Origin of the sequence: Lysobacter sp. BMK333-48F3, assembly GCF_019733395.1 — a bacterium.
Lineage (GTDB): Bacteria > Pseudomonadota > Gammaproteobacteria > Xanthomonadales > Xanthomonadaceae > Lysobacter.
On sequence record NZ_JAIHOO010000001.1, the window covers coordinates 1 to 21,805 of the forward strand.

The window sequence follows — 21,805 nt, forward strand, 5'->3', positions numbered from 1 at the left end:
TTGAACGTGTCCAGCAACAGCGAACGCTCCGCCGGCGGCAACAGCTCCAGCGTCTCTACCGGCCGCGCGGGGTCGCACGCCATCTCCAGCAGCAGGCGTTCCAGGCCGCCGAGCCAGCGCTCGATGCTGGAACGCCGATACAGGTCGGCGTCGTAGCTCAGGCCGCCGGCGTAGCCGTCGGCGGTCTCGCTCAGATTCAACACCAGGTCGTGACTGGCGGTGTGCTGCTGCAGCGGGAATTCCTCGATGCGCAACTCGCCCAGGCGCAACGCCGTCGATGGCGTGTTGTTCAGCGACACCAGGGTCTGGAACAAGGGGCCGTGGCCGAGCGCGCGCTGCGGCCGCACCGCATCGACGATGCGGTCGAACGGCACCTCCTGGCGCTCGAAGCAGGCCAGCAGTTCCTGGTGCACGGCGCGAACCAGGGCCTCGGCGGTCATGCCTTCGTCCAATCGCGTCCGCACCGGCAAGGTATCGACGAAGAAGCCGATCAGTTGCTCCAGCTCGGTGCGCGGCCGGTGCGCGACCGGCATGCCGACGACCAGGTCGCGTTGGCCGCTCATCCGCGCCAGCATCAGGTTCCAGGCCGCCAGGATCGCCGCGAAAGGCGTCGTGCCGCAGCGCGCGGCCAACCCGCGCACCGCCGCGCTCACCGCCTGCGGCCAGCGCACCTCGACCCGCGCGCCGCGATGCCGCGCCACCGCCGGCCGGGCGAAGTCGCCGGCCAGGGTCGACAGCAGCGGCGCGCCGTCCAGCGCCTGCTTCCATGCCGACAACGCGGTCTCGAAGGCCGCTCCCTGTTGCCGGCCGCGCTCCCAGGCGGCGAAATCCGGGTATTGCAGCGCCAGCGGCGGCAACGGATCCGGACGCCCCTCCAACTGCGCCGCGTACAAGGCCGCGACTTCGCGCACCAGGATGCCGACCGACCAGCCATCGCTGACGATGTGATGCTGGGTCAGCACCAGCACATGGTCTTCCTCGCCCAACCGGATCAGGCGCGCGCGCACCGGCGGCTCGCGCTGCAGATCGAACGGCAGGCCCGCTTCTTCGCCGCACAGGGCCTGCAGCCGCGATTCGCGCTCGGCGTCCGCGGCGTCCGCCAGGTCGGACCGGGCCAGCGCGAAATCGGCCGGGGCGGCGATCGTCAGCTCCGGCTCGCCGTCGCGGTCGCGGATGCGGCTGCGCAGGATCTCGTGCCGTGCCATCACTCCGCTCAGCGCCGCCTGCAGGGCCTCGCTGCGCAGCGGCCCGAGCAGACGCAGCGCGGCGCAGATCCGGTAGGCATCGCCGGCACCGCCGTCGAGACGGTGCAGGAACCACAGCCGGCGCTGGCCCCAGGACAACGGCAGCGCGCCGTCGCGATCGATCCGCACGATGGCGGCATCGCCCGCTTGCGTCGGCGCTTCGCCGGCGCGCAGGCGCTTGAGCGCGACCGCGCGGCGCAAGGCTTGCAGCCGCTCTTCGGCCTCGTTCGCGGGCAGGCGATCCGCGCCCTGCCCCTGCTGTCCCTTGCCGCTTGCGTCGCTTCGATTCTGCGTCATCGCCTCGATTCCATTACGTCGTCGGTTCCACGTCCATTGCCTGCACCGCCACAGCCGCCGGCGCCTACTCGTCCAGCAGCGCCAGCAGTTCGTCTTCGCTGAGCTCGTCCAGTCCCGCGCTGGCCTGCGCTACCGCCTGGGCGTCGAACCCGGCCAATCCTTTCTCGGTCGCCGCGGCCGCCATCGCCGCCAAGGTGGGATGGGCGAAGATGTCGCGTATCGCCAAGCCGATCCCGAGCCGCTCGCGCACCCGCTGCGCCAGTTGCAGCGCCGACAGCGAGTGTCCGCCGAGCAGGAAGAAGTCGTCGCCGCGACAGACCTCGGCGACGCCGAGCAGTTCGCGCCAAAGCCCGGCGAGGTCGCGCTCGGTCCGGTCGGCCGGCGGCTCGCGGCGCCCGTCGCCGGCGATCCGTCCCGGCGCCGGCAGCGCGGCCGAGTCCAGCTTGCCGTTGGCGGTGGTCGGAATCCGGCCGAGGAACACGTAATGCGCCGGACGCAGGTAGTCGGGCAAGGTCGCGACCTGGTCGCGCAGGGCGCGTTCGAGCACGCCGCGGCCGCTCCAGACCATAGCCTCCTGCGTGCCCGCATCCGCCGCGACCGTCGCCGGCTCGGGCGATGGGGAGCGACGCGTCGCATAAACGTTGTGCAGGGCGGTGCCGGCCAGCGCCGCCTCCTGCTCGCTGGCGACCGCGAAGCCATGCCTCTCCAGCAGGCCGCGTACCCGCGCCAAACGTCCGTCCAGGTCGTGCACCTCCACCACCACCTGACGCAGACGCGGCCAATGCGCATCGTCGATGCCGAGCAATACTTCCAGCTCGGCGCCCTCCACATCCACCTTGAGCAGGTCGATGCGGTCCAGCGCGTGCTCGGCGACGATCTGCGACACGGTCCGCAACGGCCGCCGCACCCGTTCCTCGCGCATGCGCTCGTCCAGCAGCTCGCGCAGCCCCTCGCCGGCCGGCGCTGCGGCCGAAGACGAACTCAGATAAGACTCGACCACGCCGCGCGAGGCGGCGGCATCCAGCACGCTGCTGGAAACGATGCTGTTGTGCGGATAGAACACGAACTCGGCCTCGCCGGGCGCGGCCGCCAGACCGCAATCGTAGACCGTGGCGTCCAGACCGCGCAGTTCGGCGTTCAGGCGCGCGATGCGATGGACTTGCGGGATCGGCTCGAACGCGAAGATCCGCGCGTCGCGGCAGCGTTCGCCGACGTAGAGCGCGAACATGCCGATGTTGGCGCCGACGTCGAACACGCAACAGCCGTCGTCGAGGCGGATGCCGTGGCGACGGTAGGCGTCGCCGGCGAAGATCTCCTCGTGCAGGAACCGGGTCTCGCTGGTGTTGAGGTGGAACACCTCGCCGAGGCCGTCGAGTTCCAGCGTATCGGCGCCCGCTTCCGCCGCCAACGCCGCCAGCGCGCGCGGCACCGCGGCGCGGCGCGCCGACGGCACCGCGTAGGCCAGCAGCCGGCGATCGCCGTCGCCGTCGCCGAAGTCGCGCGCGATTACCCGCACGTCGTCCAGTCCCGGGTGCGCGGCCAGGCAGGCCTCGATTTCGCCCGGCTCGACCCGATAGCCGCGGATCTTCAGCTGGAAGTCGCTGCGCCCCAGGTATTCGAGCGCGCCGTCCTCGCGCCAGCGGCCGAGGTCGCCGGTGCGGTACATCCGCCCTGAGGGCGCGTAGGGATCGGGCAGGAACCGCTGCCCGGTCAGTTCCGGACGATTCCAGTAGCCGCGGCCGACCTGCACGCCGCCGATGTACAGCTCGCCTATCGCGCCCAGGGGCACCGGCCGCTGCGCCGGATCGAGCACGTACATGCGGGTGTTGGCGATGGGCCGGCCGATCGGCACCGTCTCGGGCGCGGCCTCCTCGCAGGCCCACCAGGTCACATCCACCGCCGCTTCGGTCGGTCCGTACAGATTGTGCAGGCGCACCGTCGGCGACCATTGCCGGAAGCGCGCCTGCAAGCGCGGCGGCAAGGCCTCGCCGCTGCACAGCACATGCCGCAATCCCAGGCACTGCGCGGCTTCGGCGCCGTCCAGGAAGGCCTGCAGCATCGACGGCACGAAATGCACCATGGTCACTCCGCGCTCCTGGATCGTGCGCGACAGATAGCCCGGGTCCGCCTGCCCGCCCGGTCGCGCCAGCACCAGGCGCGCGCCGCTCAGCAGAGGCAGGAACAGCTCCCAGACCGACACGTCGAAACCGAACGAGGTCTTCTGCAGCACCACGTCGCGCGCATCCACGCCGAACCGGTCGCGCGCCCACAGCAGGCGATTGACCACCCCATCGTGCTGATTCATCGCCCCCTTCGGCCGGCCGGTCGATCCCGAGGTGTAGATCAGATAGGCCAGGCTCGACTCGCTGAGCTCCGGCACCGGCGCGGCTGCGCTCGGGTAACCGGACCATTCCTCCGCCGCGTCCAGGCGCCAGACCCGGTCGCAAGCCGAGGCCAGTCCGGGCAGGGTCCGCAGCAGCTCGGACTGGACCAGCAGCACGCAGGCGCCGGAATCCTCGAGCATGAAAGCCAAGCGCTCGTGCGGATAATCGGGATCCAACGGCACGTAGGCGGCGCCGGACTTGAGGACGCCGAGCAGTCCCACCGGCAACTGCAGCGAACGCCGGGTGCAGATCGCCACCCGCGCCTCGGGACCGACCCCGCACGCGCGCAGCCGGCTGGCGACCCGGTTGGCCGCCGCGTCCAGTTCGGCGTAGCTCAGCGCCGCGCCTTCGTACTCGACTGCGATCGCATCCGGGGTACGCGCGGCCTGGGCCTCGAACAAGCCGTGCACGGTCGTGCCGCGCGGATAGGCGACCGCAGTGTCGTTGAACTGCTCCAGCATCAGCCGGCGCTGCGGCTCGGGCAGCACCTCCAGTTCGCAGACGCCGGTCGCGGCGTCGCGCTCCAGCGCCTCGGCCAGGCCGGCCAGCGCGCGCTCGAGCAAGCCGATGCAGCGCATCGGATCGATCGATCGCGCGCAATGCACGACCAGGGTATAGCCCTCGCCCTCGTCGTTGACCGACATCGACAGCGGGTAGTTGGTGCGTTCTTCCATGAACAACACCCGGATGCGGTCCCAATCGGCGCCGCCGGGGCCCGGTTCGGCCAGCGCGACGCTGTGGCGGTAATTGAGCAGCGTGGTGAACAACGGCTGCGGCGCCGGCACCGCGCTGCAGCGTTGCGCCAGCGCCAGCGGCGCGTGCTCGTGCTGCAGCAGCGCCGCCAGTTGCGCGGCGGCCGCCTCCACCGCGGTCGCGGCGCTGCGCCGGTCGACCTGCAAGCGGAACGGCAGGGTGTTGATGAACACCCCCATCATCCGTTCGGCGTCGTCGCCGCCCATCCGCCCGGACAGCACGGTGCCGAACACCACGTCGTCGCGCCCGCTACAGCGCGCCACGACCTGCGCCCAGGCGACATGGAACAGGGCCGCCGGCGCGACCCCAAGCGCCCGCGCGCAGGCGCGGATCGCCGCCGCGAGCGGCGCGGGCAAGGCGCGCCGCGCTTCGTGCACGCCGGCTGCGCCGCCATGCAAGGCGTCGACTCCGAACGCGACGGTCGGCGCGTCGACGTCGCCGAGCAACCCGCTGAAATACGCCTCGTGCGCCTGAGCCGGCTGCGCCGCGATCGCGGCCAGGTGGCGGCCGAACGGCACCGGCGTCGGCAACTGTTCCGCGCGGCCGTCGAGCAGTACCGCGACCTCGCTCAGGATCAGCTCCAGGGTGACGTGGTCGCTGATCAGGTGGTGATTGACCAGGGCCAGGCGCCACTGCGCGCCGTCGGCATCGGCGGCGGCGTGCAGCGCGATCAGCGGCGCCCGGTCCAGGGCGATGCGGGTCGTGGCCGGATCGGCGATCCGCGACAGCCAGGCGGTCGGGTCCGCGCCCGCCGGCACCGCCGCCTCCTGCAACGGCAGCTCGACCCGGCGGTGTACGACCTGCACCGGCCGCGCCAGTCCCTGCCAGTGCACCGAGCTGCGCAGGATGTCGTGGCGCGCCACCACCGTGCGCAGCGCCTCGACGAAGCGATCCAGCCCGCTGCGGTCGGCGAAACCGAGCACGAAGGTGGACAGGTAGGGGTCCCCCGTCTCTTCGGCCAGGTGATGGAACAAGATGCCTTCCTGCAGCGGCGCCAGCGGATAAACGTCCTGCACGTTGGCCGCGCCGCCGGGGATGCGCGCGGCCAGGAGGTCCAGCTCGGCCTGCGACAGGCCCGCCAGCGGCACCAGGTCCGGCCGCAATGCGGTGGCATGCTCCGGCACCCCGGCGGCGACCGGCGCGGCCGGGCGGACGCCGCCGGCGTCGAGCTGGGCGCAGAACGCGCGCAGCACCGGTGCGGCGAACAGCATGCGCACGTCGACCGTATCGCCGTGCTCGCGCAACCGGGCCACGATGCGGATCGCCAGCATCGAATGTCCGCCCAGTTCGAAGAAGCCGTCGTCGCGCCCCACCTGCTCCAGCCCCAGCAACTCGCGCCACAGCGCCGCGACCCGGCGTTCGGTCGGGGTCGACGGCGGCAGGAAATCGCGCGCGGCCATCGCCCCGCGCTCCGGCGCCGGCAGCGCGTTGCGGTCCAGCTTGCCGTTCGGCGTCAACGGCAGCGCGGCGAGCCGGACGATCGCGGCGGGCACCATGTATTCGGGCAGGACCGCGGCCAAGGCGGCGCGCAACCGCGCCGGCGCCGGATCGGCGCCGTCGTGCGCGACCACGTACGCCGCCAGCCTGGGATCGCCCGGCTCGTCCTCGCGCGCGACCACCACCGCCTCGCGCACGCCCGGCTCGGCCAGCAACTGCGCCTCGATCTCGCCCAGCTCGATGCGGAAACCGCGGATCTTGACCTGCTGGTCGTTGCGGCCGAGATATTCGACGCTGCCGTCGTCCAGCCAACGGCACAGGTCGCCGGTGCGGTAGACGCGTCCGCCGGCCGGGTCCAGCGGATCGGGCAGGAAACGTTCGTCGGTCAGTTCGGGCCGGTTGAGGTAGCCGCGCGCGACCTGCACCCCGCCGATCAGCAGTTCGCCCGGCGCGCCCACCGGCAGCGGCCGCATCGCCTCGTCGACGATGTAGAAACGGGTGTTGGCGATCGGCCAGCCGATCGGCGCGCGCCCGCCCGGATCGCCGGGCCGGCACGGCGCATAGCAGACGTTGACCGAGGTTTCGGTCGGGCCGTAGTGGTTGAACAGCTCGGTGCCCGGCAACGCCCGGAAGAAGCGCTGCGCGAGCTCGTAGGGCAGCGCTTCGCCGCCGGAGAACACCTGGCGCAGGCAAGTGCACTGGCCGAAGCGCGGATGATCGAGCATGGCCCGCAGCAGGGTCGGCACCAGCTTGAGCCGGGTCGCTCCGCCGCGCAGGATCAGGTCGATCAGATACTCGGCGTCGAAATGGCGTCCCGGCGCGGCGATCAGCAGGCGAGCGCCGCAGATCAGCGCGCTGAAGAAATCCCAGATCGAGGCGTCGAAGCTGAAGGGCGTCTTCTGGATCAGGATGTCGCGGCCGTCCATCGGGTACTGCGCGCGCAGCCAGCACATGTGGTTGGCGATGCCGCGGTGCTGCACCATCACGCCTTTCGGCCGTCCGCTCGAGCCGGAGGTATAGATCACATAGGCCAGGTGCTCGGGGCTCGGCTCCGCCGGCGCCTCGTCCGGCGTCGGCGCCGTCGCCGGATACGCTTCGACCTCGTCCCAGCCGGCATCCAGAGCCAGATCCCGGCGGGTTTCGTCCGCCGGCCACATCGACCGCAGCCGCGCCTGGGTCAGCAGGATCGGCGGGCGGGCGTCGTCGAGCATGTAGCGCAGGCGCTCGATCGGGTAGGACGGATCCAGCGGCAGGAACGCGGCGCCGGCCTTGAGCGTGCCGAGCTGGGCCACGACCATCTCCAGCGAACGCTCCATGCCGATCGCGACCAGCACGTCCGGTCCGCAACCGCGCGCGCGCAGATAGCGCGCCAGGCGGTTGGCGCGTGCGTCCAGTTCGGCATAGGTCAGTTGCGCGTCTTCGAACTCGACCGCCACCGCATCCGGCGTCCGCCGCACCTGCGCCTCGATCAGCCGGTGGATCAGCATCGGTTCGGCGAACACGGTGTCGGTGTCGTTGAACCGCTGCAGCAGGCGGGTGCGTTCGCTCTGCCCGAGCACGTCCAACGCGTCCACGGCGGTGGACGGCGCGGCCTGGGTCAACGATTCGAGGAGGCTGAGCAAATGGCCGGCCCAGCGCTGCGCGGTGGCCGCGTCGAACAGGTCCGTCGCATACTCCAGCCGGCCCTGGATCCGTTCGCCGTCGTCGCTCAACGCCAGGGTCAAGTCGAAGTGGGTCGTCGCCTGCTCCAGGCGCAACGGCTCCACCCGCAGTCCGGCCAGGTCCAGGGCCCCGGCCGGCGTGTTGTCGTAATTCAGCATCGCCTGGAACAGCGGCGCGTGCGCCAGGCTGCGCGCCGGGCGCACGGCGTCGACCACCCGCTCGAACGGCACGTCCTGCGCCGAGTAGGCGAACGCCAGGGTCTCGCGGGTGCGCTGCATCAGCGCCGCCACATCGGGCGCGTCGCGCAGGTCCACGCGCAGCGCCAGGGTGTTGACGAAAAAGCCGATCAAGCCCTCCACGCCGGCCTGGCCGCGATTGGCCGCCGAGGCGCCGATCAGCAGGTCGCGCTGGCCGCTCAGCCGCGACAACAGCACCGCCCACGCCGCCAGCAGCACGTTGAAAGCAGTGGCGTCCCAGCGCAGCGCGAACTCGCGCACCCGTGCGGTCAGCGCGGCGGGCAGCGCCAGTTCGATCGCGGCGCCGGCGAAGCTCTGCTGCGGCGGTCGCGGCCGGTCGCTGGGCAGGGCCAGCAACCCGGGCGCATCGCCGATGCGCGCGCGCCACGCGTCCAGACGCGCCTGCGCCGCATCGCCTTCGACCCGCTCGCGCTGCCATGCGGCGTAGTCGCCGTACTGCACCGGCAGCGGCGGCAGCGGATCGGACCGGCCTTGCGCGTAGGCCGCGTACAACGCGCCCAACTCGCGCACCAGCACGCCCAGCGACCAGCCGTCGGAGACGATGTGGTGCTGGACCAGGATCGCCACATGCTCGCACTCGCCCAGCCGCAGCAGCCTGCAGCGCACCAGCGGCGGACGCGCGAGATCGAAGGCGGTGGCGCATTCTTGCGCGACGATGGCCTGGATCCGCGCCAGCTGGGCCTCGGCCGACAGGTCGCTGAGGTCGTCCTCGCGGATCGGCATGCCGATGTCGGCGGCGGCCGGCTCCGCGCGGCCGGCGCCATCGCGTTCGACGAAGGCGCAGCGCAGCGCTTCGTGGCGGGCGACGATGCGGTCCAGCGCGGCGCGCAAGGCCGCCCGATCCAGGCGACCGCCCAGACGCAAGGCCGCCGGCAGCAGGTAGGCGGTGGCGCTGGCCGGCTCCAGCCGATCCAGGAACCACAGCCTCTGCTGCGAGAACGACAGCGGCAGGCCGCCGTCGCGGTCGACGATCGCGATCGGCGGCGCGGCCGGAGCGGCTTCGCGCATGCGCTGGTCCAGCTTCCGCTGCAGGATCTTGCGCTTGAGTTGTTCCAGGCTGGCGTGGTCGTCGGTCATGGGGCTTGGCGATATCGGATGGGGCGTCGCGTGGTGCGGTGCGCGGCCGGCTCAGGCGCCGGCCGCGTCGAACAGAGAAGTCGACAGGTAGCGTTCGCCGGTGTCGGGCAAGATGGTCAGCACGGCGCTGCCGGCCGGCATCTGCCGGGCGATGGCGCTCGCCGCGGCGAACGCAGCGCCCGAAGAAATGCCGCAGCACAAGCCCTCCCGGCGCGCCAGTTCGCGCGCAGCCTGGCGCGCTTCGGCTTCGTCCACCGCCACGGTGCGGTCGGCCACCTGCGGGGTCAGCACCGCGGGCATGAAGTTGGGCGACCAGCCGGCGATCTCGTGCGCCGCCCACGGCTGGCCGGCGAGCACCCGGGCGCGCGCCGGCTCGGCCGCCGCCACGCGCACATCGCTGCGCGCCGCCTTCAGCGCCGCCCCCACCCCGCTCAAGGTGCCGCCGCTGCCCCAGCCGGACACGAACCAGTCCAGCCGCCGCCCGGCGAAGGCGTCGAGGATCTCGCGCGCGGTGCTGTCGCGATGGCAGGCCGGGTTGGCCGGGTTGGCGTACTGATCGGCGAAGTACGCGCCGTTGCGTTCGGCGTATTCGCGCGCCGCACGGCTGCGGCCGAGCGCGCCCTCGGCCGCCGGGGTCAGCACCACCTCCGCGCCGTAGGCGCGCATCAGGCGCCGACGCTCGACCGAGTAGTTGTCGCTGATGAAGGCGACGAAGCGGTAGCCGCGCACCGCGCAGGCCATCGCCAGCGCGACGCCGGCGTTGCCGGAGGTAGCCTCGACCACGGTCTGGCCGGGGCGCAGCGCGCCGCGCCCGATCGCGTCGTCGAGGATCGAGGCGGCGATGCGGTCCTTGATCGAGCCGCTGGGATTGCGCGCTTCCACCTTGACGTAGATGTCCACCCCCGCCGGCGCCAGCCGGTTGATCTTGACGATCGGGGTGCGCCCGACGGTATCCAGGATCGAGTCGTATAACAAAGCGGTCTCCTTCATGCGTCCATGCCGATCGGGCTCAGCGCTTGGCGTGCGCGCGGCGTTCGATCCCAATCAGGTAGTCGACCGTGGCCAGCAGGGCTTCGGCCGGCGCGCCCTGCTTCGGCGCCACCCGGTACTTGCCGGCGACGAGGACCGTCGGCGTGCTCTCCACGCCTGCGGCGATCGCGTAGGACCGCGCCCAGCGCAGGCGCTCGGCGGTCTTGTCGCTCCGGTAAGCCCGGTCGAATCGCGCCCGGTCCACGCCGAGCCGCGCATAGGCCTCGCCGACCTGCTCGGGACTGTCGCCGGTCAGGGTCTGCTCGACGTGAACGGCGCGATAGATGCCCGCATGGGTCTTGTCGGCGACGCCCAATTCCGTGGCCGCGTAGTACGCCTTGGCCGCCGCGTCGAATGCGCCGCCGAAGGCCGCGGGCACGTACTGGAAGCGCACATCGCGCGGCAGCTTGGCGCGCCAGGCGCTCATCGCCGGGTCGAACTTCGCGCAGGCGCCGCAGGCGTAGCTGAATACCTGCACCACTTCGATGCCGGCCCCTTGCGCAGCGCGCACCGGCTTGGGCAACACCTGGTAGTCGACCCCGGCGACCGGCGCCGCCTGGCGCGCCGGTACGGCGGCCGAAAACGCCAGCAGGGCGAAAGCCGCGATTCCCGCCAGCCCGCCCAGCAGGCGCCGTCGCCCAGCCGCTGCGGCGGTCTGCGCCGGATCGTGGCCTGCGCCATCGGCAGCGCCATCGATGGCGCGGATCTCGCTGTTGACTGCGTGCTTCATGTTGTCGTCCTCGATAGGAAGTGGCGTCGGTACGCGTGTTCTTCGGTCGGCAAGCGTTCGGATCAGGTCACCCCGTCCTCCTCGTCCAGCAAGGCCAGCAGTTCCTCGCGCGACAATCCGTCCAGCTGCTCGGCCAGGGCCTGCGCATCGCTGCCCAGATAGGTCTGGAACTGCGCTTCGACCACCGCCGCGGCCATCGCGCCGAGCGCCGGGTTGCGGATCAGCAGGTCGATGCTCAACTCGACCGCGAAGGTCTCGCGCATCCGCGACGACAACTGCACCAGCAGCAGCGAATGCCCACCGAGGGCGAAGAAATGGTCGTGGCGGCCGATCCGCTCCACCCCCAGCAACTGCGTCCACAGCTGCGCCAGCGCCTGCTCCACCTCGCCCTGCGGCGCTTCGTAGGCCTGGCGCGCATGCGCCTCGCCTTCCGGCGCCGGCAGCGCCGCACGGTCCAGCTTGCCGTTCGGAGTCAGCGGCCAGCGCTCCATGTGCACATAGGCCGACGGCAGCATGTACTCCGGCAGCCGCGACTGCAGTTGGCTGCGCAGCGACGCCGCCTCCACCGCCTCGCCCAGCCAGTACGCCACCAGGCGGCGTTCGCCGCCGGCGTCGCCGTGCGCCGCCACCACCGCCTCGCGCACCCCGGCGCAGGCTTGCAGCGCCGATTCGATCTCGCCCAGCTCGATCCGGTAGCCGCGCACTTTCACCTGGAAATCGCTGCGGCCCAGGAATTCCAGCGTTCCGTCCGCCCAGTAGCGCGCACGGTCGCCGGTGCGGTACATCCGCTCACCGGCCACGAACGGGTCGGCGACGAAACGCTCCGCGGTCAGCTCCGGCCGGTTCCAGTAACCCGCGGCCAGGCACGCGCCGGCGATGTACAGATCGCCCGGCACCCCCACCGGGCTCGGCTCGCCGCGACCGTCGAGCACGTAGTAGCGCGCGTTCCAGATCGGACGCCCGTACGGAATGCTCTTCCAACCCGGATCCACCTGCCCCACCCGGTGATAGTTCGACCACACCGTCGCCTCGGTCGCGCCGCCCAGCGCCACCACTTCGCAGCGCGGGAACGCCCGCCGCAACGCGTCGGGCAGGTCCAGGCCGATCCAGTCGCCGCTGAAGAACGCCAGGCGCAGGTCCGACGATACCTCGCCCTGCAGCGAACCCAGCAGCCCGGCGAACACCGCCGGCGCCGAGTCCCAGAAGGTGATCCCGCTGCGCAGCAGCTCCACCAGCCGCGCCGGGTCGCGCACCTCCTCCGAGCGCGCCACCTGCACGCTGCCTCCGCTCCACAGCATTCCGAACAGGTCGTACACCGACAGGTCGAAGCTCAGCGAGGTGGTGAACAGCACCCGGTCCGACGGGCCCATGCCGAAGCTGGCTTCCACCCACGCGAACAGGTTCGCCGCCGCCGCGTGCCGGACCATCACCCCCTTCGGCCGGCCGGTCGAGCCGGAGGTGTAGATCACGTAGGCCAAGGCCTGCGGATCGGTGCCGATCCCGCTCGCCGACGGATTCGTCTGCGCCTGGCCGTCCCAGCGCTCGGCCTCGTCCACGCACAGCACCGGCACCGCCGACACGCCTTCGTGCCGGGCCAGCGAACGCTGCGACAGCACCCGCGCCGGCGTGCAGTCCTGCAGGGTCTCGCGCAGCCGCTGCGGCGGGTGCGCCGGGTCCAGCGGCACGTAGGCCGCGCCCGCCTTGACCACCGCCAGCACCGCCGCCAGCATCCACGGCCCGCGTTCGAGCAGGATCCCGACCCGGTCGCCGGCGCGCACGCCTTCGGCCAACAGGCCGTGGGCGATCCGGTTCGCGTGCCGGTTGAGCGTCTGGTAGCTCCAGCGCTCCTCGCCGCACAGCACTGCCGGTGCCTGCGGTTGCAACCGCACCTGGCGTTCGAAACCGGCGTGCATCACCTCCTGCGGGTAGTCGCGGGCGGTCGCGTTCCAGTCCAGGGTCAGGCGAGCGCGTTCGGCGGCCGACAGCACCGTCGTGTCCTGCCACGGCGCCTCGGCGTCGGCGGCGATCGCTTCGAGCACGCGCAGGTAGGCATCGGCCATGCGCATCAGCTGGGCGCGGCCGAAACGGCTGCGATCGGCATCGAAGGCCAGGGCCAGACGGTCGCCCGCGCCGGAGAAGGTCGTGGTCAGGCCGAAGCCGGTGGACTCGATCGTATCGACCTCGCCCGCCTCCATCCGCGCCAAGCCCCCGCGCACCGCGTCGTGGATGCCCTGATGGGCGTGGAAGTGCACGTAGTTGAACACCGCGTCCAGGCGGGCGCGATGGCCGTGCTCGGAAACGATGCGGAAATACGGATAACGGCGGTGCTCGGCCAACCGGTTCTCCTCGTCGAACACCGCCAGGATCCGCTGCTTCCAGCTGCCCGGCGCGGCCGTCGCGCGCAGCGGCAAGGTGTTGAGGAACAGGCCGAGACTGCGCTCGCCGCCGGCGGTTTCGGGGCGGGTATTGCAAACCACCCCGGTCATCGGCCTCTGCGTGCCGGCGAACACGCCGATCACCTGCAGGTGCGCGGCCAGCAGCACCGAGCGCAGCGGCACGCCGAGCCCCGCCGCGAGCGCCGCCAGGCGCGCCGCCACCGGCGCCGGCACTTCGACGGTGGGATTGCGCACGTCGCCTTGCGGCCATTCCCCTGGCAGATCGGCCAGGACGGTCGGCTCGGCGTCGGCCAGATAACCCGACCAGAATTCGGCGTGGCGGACGTCGCCGAGCGCCTGGCGTTCGAGCCAGACGCCGGCCTTCGCCGGCACCATCGGCGCCGGCGGCGCCGGCACGTCGATGCCGAGCGCGCGGAAATACTCGCCGAACAGCTCGGTCTGCATCAGCGCCACGCTCCAACCGTCGAGGATCGCGTGATGGAAGGCGATCGTCAGCTGGATCCGGTTCGCCGCGCACCAGTCGACGAAGAACGCCAGCAGCGGCGCCTGCCCCAGGGGCCAGGGCTGTGCGCGCCGCTCGGCGAGGAACTCGAGCACCGCCGCGCGCTGCTGCTGCGCGTCCAGGCTGCGCAGGTCGCGGCATCGCAGGCCGATCCGCGCCGCCGAATGCACGCACTGCCTGACCGTGCCGTCGCCGCGCAGCTCGAAACCGCTGCGCAGGACCGGGTGCCGCGACGCGATCGTGTCGAGCGCGGTCCGCATCGCCGCCTCGTCCCAGCGCGGCAGGTCGATGCGGTAGGAGAACACGTCGTGGTACACGCCGCGTGCGCCGCCGTACTCGCCATGGAAGATCATCCCCTGCTGCAGCAAGGTGGCGTCCCAGGCATCCTCCACGCCCTCCGGCAAGTCCTCCGCGGACTCGGCGCTCAACCAGCGCCCGTCCGGCTCGTCCGACCCGGCGGCGCCGGCGCTCGCCGGCGCGGCGGCGATCGCCTGCGCGAGCGCGTCGACGGTCGGGTGCCGGAACAGGTCGGCTACGGCGAAGTTCAGGCCGCGGCGCCGGCCTTCGGCCACCACCGCGATGCTGCGGATCGAGTCGCCGCCGAGCTCGAAGAAGTTGTCGTCGACGCCGATGCCTTCGACCGGTACCCGCAAGGCCTCGGCCCAGACCTCGGCCAGCACCTGGCGCAAGGCGTCGGCCGGCGCGCGATAGGGCCGGTGAACGGCGGCGTCGGCATCGGGCGCCGGCAGCGCGGCACGGTCGAGCTTGCCGCTCGGCGTCAGCGGCCAGCGCTCGACCCGCACGAACGCGGCCGGCACCAGGTAGGACGGCAGCGCCGCCGCCAGCGCGGCGCGCAGCGACTGTGGCGTGGTTCCGGCCTGGGCGGCCTCGTAGTAAGCCACCAACCGGCGCTCTCCCGTCGCGTCCTCGCGCGCTTCGACCACGGCGCCGCGGACTTCGTCGATGCCGCGCAGCGCGGCCTCGACCTCGCCCAATTCGATGCGGTGGCCGCGGATCTTCACCTGGAAGTCGTTGCGGCCCAGATAGTCCAGGCCGCCGTCGGCGCGCCTGCGGGCCAGATCGCCGGTGCGATACAGACGATCGCCAGCGACGAAGGGATTGGCGAAGAAGCGCTGCGCGGTGAGTTCGGGCCGATGCAGGTAGCCGCGCGCCACGCCGGCGCCACCGACATGCAGTTCGCCCGGCACGCCGACCGGCGCCGGTTCGCCGGCGGCGTCGAGCACGTACAGACTCAGGTGCGGCAGGGCCTCGCCGATCGGACTGCCGTGGCCGCGCTCGATGGCCTCGCGCTGCAGGCGCAGATAGCTCGCGTGCACGGTGATCTCGGTGATGCCGTACATATTGACCAGCGCCACCCGTTCCGGCGGATGGCCTTCAATCCAGGACCGCAGCATGCGCGGATCCAGCGCTTCGCCGCCGAACACGACAGCGCGCAGCGCCGGCAGCGGCGCGGCAGCGGCGCCGGCGGCGATCAGTTGCCGGAACGCGCTCGGGGTCTGGCTGAGCATGCTGACCCGCTCGCGCGCCAGCAGGGCCAGGAAGTCCTCCGGCGAACGCGTGCACTCCCAGGGCACGACGACCGCGCAACCGCCGTACAGCAACGCGCCCCATACCTCCCACACCGAGAAATCGAAGGCGAAGGAGTGGAACACGCTCCAGACGTCGCCGGGGCCGAAGTCGAACGCGGCCTGCGTCGCGGCGAACAGAGCCGCGACCTGGCGATGTTCGACCATCACGCCCTTGGGCCGGCCGGTCGAGCCGGAGGTGTAGATCACGTAGGCGAGATGCTCAGGCCGCAACGCGACGTCGGGCGCATGCGTCTGCGGACTATCGGCGGTGGCTTCGACTTCCAGCACCCGGTAACCGTCGATGCCCAGCCTGGCCGCCGCGCCGCCGGCGCTGACCACCGCGACCGGCGCGGCGTCGTCGAGCATCTGCAGCACCCGTTCGCGCGGGTAGCCCGGGTCCAGCGGCACGTAGGCGCCGCCGGCTTTCAGGATCCCGAGCAGGCCGACGATCAGTTCCACGCCGCGGTCGGCGCACAAGCCGACGCAGGCGTCCGGCACCACGCCCAAACCGATCAGCGCATGCGCGACCCGGTTCGATGCCGCTTCCAGTTGCGCATAGCTCAGCTGCGCCTCGCCGCTGCGCAGCGCGACCGCCTCCGGCGTGCGCGCGACCTGCGCTTCGAACAGCTCCACCAGGGTCCGATCCGACGCCTCCGCCGATGCGCCGGCGCTGGCCTGCAGCAGTTGCCTGCGCTCTTGTTCGTCCAGCAACGGCAGCGAGGCCACCGCCGCCTCCGGCGAATCCGCCATCGCCCCCAGCAGGCGTTCCAGCCAGTGCGACCAGCGCGCCACCGTCGACGCGTCGAACAGGTCGCTGGCGTACTCGATCGCGCCGCTCAGTTCCGCTCCTTCCTCGCGCAGAGTCAGGCTAAGGTCGAACTGGGTCGCGCCGTGCGCCACCGCATAGCCCTCCACTTCCAGGCCCGGCAGCGCCAAGCTCCGCTGCGGCGTGTTGTCCAGGCTCAGCAAGGTCTGGAACACCGGGCTGTGGCTCAGGCTGCGCTGCGGATGCAACGCCTCCACCACCCGCTCGAACGGCACCTCCTGCCGACCCTGGCCCTCCAGCACCCTCGCCCTGGCCTGGGCCAGCAACGCCGCCGTCGTGGCGCCCTCTTCCACCCGCATCCGCAGCGCCAGGGTGTTGACGAAGAAACCGATCAGCCCTTCCAGCTCCACCCGCGGCCGGTTCGCCGCCGGCGAACCGATCACCACGTCGTCCTGTCCGCTCAGCCGCGACAACAGCGCGCTCCAGCCGGCCAGCAGCACCGTGTACAGGGTCGTGCCCTGCGCCTGCGCCAGCTCGCGCAAGCGCCGGGTCAGCGGCGCATCCAGACGCACCGCCAGGCGCCCGCCGCGGTAGCTCTGCACCGGCGGGCGCGGCCGGTCGCTCGGCAGCGCCAGCAACTCGGGCGCACCGCGCAATTGCGCGCACCAGGCCTCCACCTGGTCGGCCTGGTCCGCCTGCGACAGCCGCGCGCGTTGCCAGGCCGCATAGTCGGCGTACTGCAACGGCAACGGCGGCAGCGGATCGGGCCGACCTTGCGCGTAGGCCGCGTACAGCGCGCCCAACTCGCGCACCAGCACGCCCTGCGACCAGCCGTCGGAGACGATGTGGTGCTGGACCAGCACCAGCACGTGCTCATCGGCCTGTAGGCGCAGCAGCCGCGCGCGCACCGGCGGTTGCGCCGCCAGGTCGAACGGCGCCGCGGCCCAGCCGCTGCAAGCCTGCTGCAGCGCCGCCTCGCGCTCCTCTGCCGGCAGCGCTTCCAGATCCTCGCGTTGCAGCGTCCAGCCAGCCTCGTCCCGCACCACCTGCACCGGACCGTCCACGCCGTGCTCGAACACCGTGCGCAGCGATTCGTGCCGCTCGGCGATCCGCTGCAAGGCCCGCGCCAGGGCCGACTCGTCCAGCGCACCGCGCAGGCGCACGCCGGCGGCGATGTGGTAGGCCGCACCGGCCGCCGCGTCCAGTCGGTCCAGGAACCACAGCCGCTGCTGCGACCACGACAGCGGCAGCGGCCGGCGGCGGTCGGCGGCGGGCAACGCGTCCGCTCCCGAGCCCTGCATCGCGCTCAGAACCGCCCGCGCCATGCCCGCCAAGGTCGGCGCGGCCAACAGCGCCTGCAGCGCAGGTTCGACGCCGAAGTCGCGCTGTACCCGCGCGATCAGCTGCAGCGCCATCAGCGAATGGCCGCCGAGGGCGAAGAAATCGGCATCGTCGCCGACCTCGCGCCCGAACAGCGCTTGCCAGACGACCCGCATGCGCGCGACGACGACTTCGAACTCGCTGCCTGCCGACTGCGCGGGCACGGCGTCGACGACGCAGGGCTCGGCAACGGTCCGGGCAGCCCCCGGGGTCAGCAGCATTTGCCGGCCGCCGAATCCCAGCGCCGCATCGAAGGCGTCGGCGATCGCGCGCGCATCCGGCCTGGCTTGGGTCTGCTGCGCGGCCATGCCGATGCCCGGCCACGGCCCCCAATTGATCGAGACGATGCGCCGCCCGGGGCGCGAACGCTTCTGCGCGTACGCGTCCAGATAGGCCGCGGCCGCGCAATAGCCGACCTGTCCGGGCGCCGGACGCAAGGCATTGATCGAAGAGCACAACACGATGCGCGCTGGCGCGGCGCCGAGCGCCTCGTCCAGGGCGCGCAAGCCCGCCGTCTTGGGGCTCAGCACCGGCGCCAGGCGCATGCGGTCGGTCTGGCGGATCAGGCCCTCGCCGGCCGCCCCGGCGGCATGCAAGGCCAACTCGACGGCGCCGTGCGCGGCGACCGCCTCGGCGACGGCGGCGCGCAGGGCGTCCGCATCGGCGATGTCGGCGCCGATCAGGCGCACCGACGCGCCGCATTCGCGCAAACCGGCCAACCGTTCGGCAATATCCTCGCGCGGTTGCTCCCGCGCCGACCGCGCCACCAAAGTCAGGCGCGGGTTCGCCACCCGTGCGGCCAGGTATTCGGCGAACGCCAGACCGATGCCGCCGTTGCCGCCTAGTATCAGGTAGTGGCCGCCGTCGCGCAGCGAGGCCTGATCCATCGCGCCGGCCTGATCCACATCGTCCAACTCCGGCACCCAGGCGTAGGCGCCGCGCAAGGCGACGACCGCCGGCCCCGAGTCCGCGCCGGTCAGCGCGCTGGCCAGCAGCGCCGGATCGGCCGGCGCGCGCGGGTCCTGCGCGCCGCCTTCGGCATCGAGCCAGCGACAGGCGATGCGCGAATGCTCCAACGGGGCGACCCGGCATACGCCGGCGACCAGGGCCTGGACCGGATCGTCGTGCTCGCGCCCGTCGACCGATTGCGCCGCCACGGTCAGCACGTCGATGGCGACATGCCGGGCGGGGCCGGTCTCCAACGCACGCAACAACGCGATCGGCAGATCCAGGCATAGCCGCTGCGCGTCTTCGCCGTCGCCATCGCGCGCCGACATCGGCCAGGCATAAACGATCCGCGACGGCACATCGCCGGCCTGCGCGAGTTCGGCGATCAACTCGGCCAGCGCCTGCGGCTGCGCCGGATCGAGCGCGAACCCGTCCGCCCGCGCCGTCGGCTGCGCGATGCCGGCGACCGCCGAGACCACGCGTACCGGCCAACCGCGCGCGCGCACCTCGGCCAGCGTCGCCGTATCCGCGCCGCCGGGATCGGCGAACCACAGCAGTTCCTGCCTCGGCGCGGCCGGCCATTCGCGAGGCGGCCGCGGCAGCCGGCGCCAACCGGGAACCCGGGCCTTCGCCGCCGCGGTTTCGATCGGCGCGAGCGCGTCGGCCGCGCGGGGCGAAGCGGCCGCCGCCTGCGGCGCGACCTCGATCCAGTGCCGCTCCTCGGCGAAGGGATGGCCGGGCGCCGGCGCGCGCTGTCGCGGCGCCTCGGGCACTGCGCGGCGCCAGTCGATGCGATGGCCGCGCGCCCACAACGCGGCCAGGGTCGCGCGCAGCGGCGCCAGCGGGTCGCCGTCGCCGGGCGCGGCCAGGGTGCGAAAACTCTGCAGTGCGACCCCGGCGGCCTGGGCGAACGCGCCCAGCGCCGCGCCGGGGCCGACTTCGACCGTCACCAGTTCGCCCAGCGTGGCCAGGGTGCGCAGGCCCGCATCGAAGCGCACGGCCTGGCGCATGTGCGCGACCCAGTAATCGACGCTGGTCGCCTGCTCGGCGCCGATCCAGCCGCCGTCGAGATTGGAAATGTAAGGACGCTGCGGCGCCGACAACGGCGTGTTCGCGACGCCCTCGGCGAAGCGCTGCAGGATCGGTTCGAGCATGGCGCTGTGGAACGCGTGCGACACCGGCAGGCGGCGACAGGCGATGCCGGCTGCCTCCAGCGCGGCCGCCTGCGCCGCCACCGCTTCGGGCGGACCGGCCAAAGTGCATTGCCGCGCGCCGTTGACGGCGGCGATCTCGACCTGCGGCAGCAAGCGCTCGCGCAGGCCGGCCTCGTCCGCCATCGCCGCGAGCATGGCCCCGGCCGGCAACTGCGCGACCAGCCGGCCGCGCAGCGCCACCAGGCGCAACGCGTCGTCGCGCGCGATCACTCCGGCCAGGCAGGCCGCGACGTACTCGCCCAGGCTGTGGCCGAGCATCGCCCGCGGGCGCAGGCCGAACGACTCCAGCAAACGCGCCAGCGCGTAGCCGGCTACGAACAGCGCCGGCTGAGCCAGTTCGGTGGCGTCCAGTCGCGCGGCCTGCGCCGGCTCCAGCAACAACGGACGCAGGTCGAAGCCGAGCTGCGGCTCGAGCGTGCGCGCGCAGGCGTCCACGTCTTCGCGGAAACCCGGGTAGGCCGCGTACAGCGCCGCCGCCATCGCCGGCGCCTGGCTGCCCTGACCGGGAAACAGGAACGCCAGCGCCGGCGCGTTCTCGGCATCGTGGACCGCGGCGCCGTCCAGTTGCGCGCTAGCGCCGAGGGCATCGACGGCGGCCAGCGCGCTGCGGTAGCGGAACGCCTTGCGGCCGGCGCGGGTGGTGTGGGCGATCGCGGCATAGGCCGCGCCGGCATCGGCCAGGCGGCGGCGCATCGCCTGGCTCAGCGACGCGAGCGCGGTCGGCGTGCGCGCGGACAGCAGCAGCGGCTGCGCCCATTGCGGCGCGACGGCCGGCGCCGGCGCCGGCGGCGACTCCAGCACCACGTGGGCGTTGGTGCCGCCGATGCCGAACGAACTGACCCCGGCCCGGCGCACGCCCTGGCGCAGCGGCCAGGGCTCGCGCGCCAGCGGAAAACGGAACGGGCTGCCGGCCGCGTCGATGTGCGGATTGAGTCGGCGCAGATGCGGATTCGGCGGCAGTTCGCCGCGCGACACCGCCAGCGCCGCCTTGACCAGGCCGGCGATGCCGGCCGCTGCGTCGAGATGGCCGATATTCGCCTTCAACGCGCCTAACGCGCAGTAAGCGGCGTCCGCATCGCCGAACGCCGACCTCAGCGCAGCGAACTCGATCGGATCGCCGAGCGCGGTGCCGGTGCCGTGGGCCTCGACGTAGCCGATCGTCTCCGCCTCGACGCCGGCCACCGCCAGGGCCTCGCGCACCACCGCGGCCTGCCCTTCCACGCTGGGCGCGGTGAACCCGGTCTTGTCGTGGCCGTCGTTGTTGACCGCGCTGCCGATGATCACGGCGTGGACGCAGTCGCCGTCGGCCAGCGCCTGCGCCAGCGGCTTCAACACCACCGCGGCGACGCCGTCGCCGGACACGGTGCCGCTGGCGTCGGCGTCGAACGGCCGGCAACGACCGTCCGCCGACAGGATGCCGCCATCGACATGGCGATAGCCGCGCGGCTCCAGGCTCCGCACCGACACGCCGCCGGCCAGGGCCATGTCGCATTCGCCCGCCAACAAAGCCTGGCAGGCCAGGTGCACGGCGACCAGCGAACTCGAACACGCGGTCTGCACCGTCACCGCCGGCCCCTGCAGCCCGAGCTTGTAGGCGGTGCGCGTCGCCAGGTAGTCCTTCTCGTTGCCGATCGCCAACGCCATCGGCCCGACGGCCTCCATCAGTTCCGGCTGCCGCGACAGTCGCTCGAGGAAATAGGCGTTCGACGAAGCGCTGGCGTAGACGCCCACCGTGCCCGCCGGCGCCGCGCAGCCCGGGGCGTAACCGGCGTGCTCCAGCGCGGCCCAGGCGGTCTGCAGGAACAGGCGCTGCTGCGGGTCGGTGCTGCGCGCCTCGAGCGCGGTCATGGCGAAAAAGCCGGCGTCGAAAGCTTCGATTCCGTCCAGCGCCGCGCCGCGGCGGACGTAGCGCGGGTCGTCCAGGTCCGATGTCGGCACCCCGGCTTCGCGCAGGCTGGCCTCGTCGAAATCGCGCACCGACTCGATCCCGCCGATCAGGTTCGCCCAGAACGCCTCCAGATCGGCGGCGCCGGGAAACCGGCCGGCCATGCCGACGATGGCGATCGCCGCCTCGTGGGCGTCGGACGCCGGAGACGGTTTGCGGTTGCCTTGCTGTTCGCTCATTGCATAGTCCTTGCGA

General features: G+C 72.4%; 5 protein-coding genes. All 5 read right to left on the reverse strand.

The window, feature by feature from the left end:
• On the reverse strand, positions 1–1,541 hold a 1,541-nt coding region (locus K4L06_RS00005), incomplete at its 3' end, for a condensation domain-containing protein (RefSeq protein ID WP_255594864.1).
• Between the two features lie 64 nt (positions 1,542–1,605).
• A complete protein-coding gene (locus K4L06_RS00010) occupies positions 1,606–9,111 on the reverse strand; it encodes a non-ribosomal peptide synthetase (RefSeq protein ID WP_221669433.1) in 7,506 nt (2,501 codons plus the stop codon).
• 51 nt (positions 9,112–9,162) lie between these two features.
• On the reverse strand, positions 9,163–10,086 hold the full coding sequence (locus K4L06_RS00015; protein ID WP_221673467.1) for a cysteine synthase: 924 nt from the start codon (positions 10,084–10,086) through the stop codon (positions 9,163–9,165).
• A gap of 34 nt (positions 10,087–10,120) precedes the next feature.
• Complete coding sequence (locus tag K4L06_RS00020) at positions 10,121–10,870, reverse strand: thiol:disulfide interchange protein DsbA/DsbL (RefSeq protein ID WP_221669434.1); 750 nt, start codon at positions 10,868–10,870, stop codon at positions 10,121–10,123.
• A gap of 62 nt (positions 10,871–10,932) precedes the next feature.
• Complete coding sequence (locus K4L06_RS00025; protein WP_221669435.1) at positions 10,933–21,789, reverse strand: non-ribosomal peptide synthetase/type I polyketide synthase; 10,857 nt, start codon at positions 21,787–21,789, stop codon at positions 10,933–10,935.
• Positions 21,790–21,805 lie beyond the last annotated feature (16 nt).

Excerpts from the sequence above, each read along its gene's own strand:
- K4L06_RS00020 (WP_221669434.1), bottom strand. The coding sequence starts at position 10,870 with ATGAAGCACGCAGTCAACAGCGAGATCCGCGCCATCGATGGCGCTGCC.
- K4L06_RS00025 (WP_221669435.1), bottom strand. The coding sequence starts at position 21,789 with ATGAGCGAACAGCAAGGCAACCGCAAACCGTCTCCGGCGTCCGACGCC.
- K4L06_RS00010 (WP_221669433.1), bottom strand. The coding sequence starts at position 9,111 with ATGACCGACGACCACGCCAGCCTGGAACAACTCAAGCGCAAGATCCTG.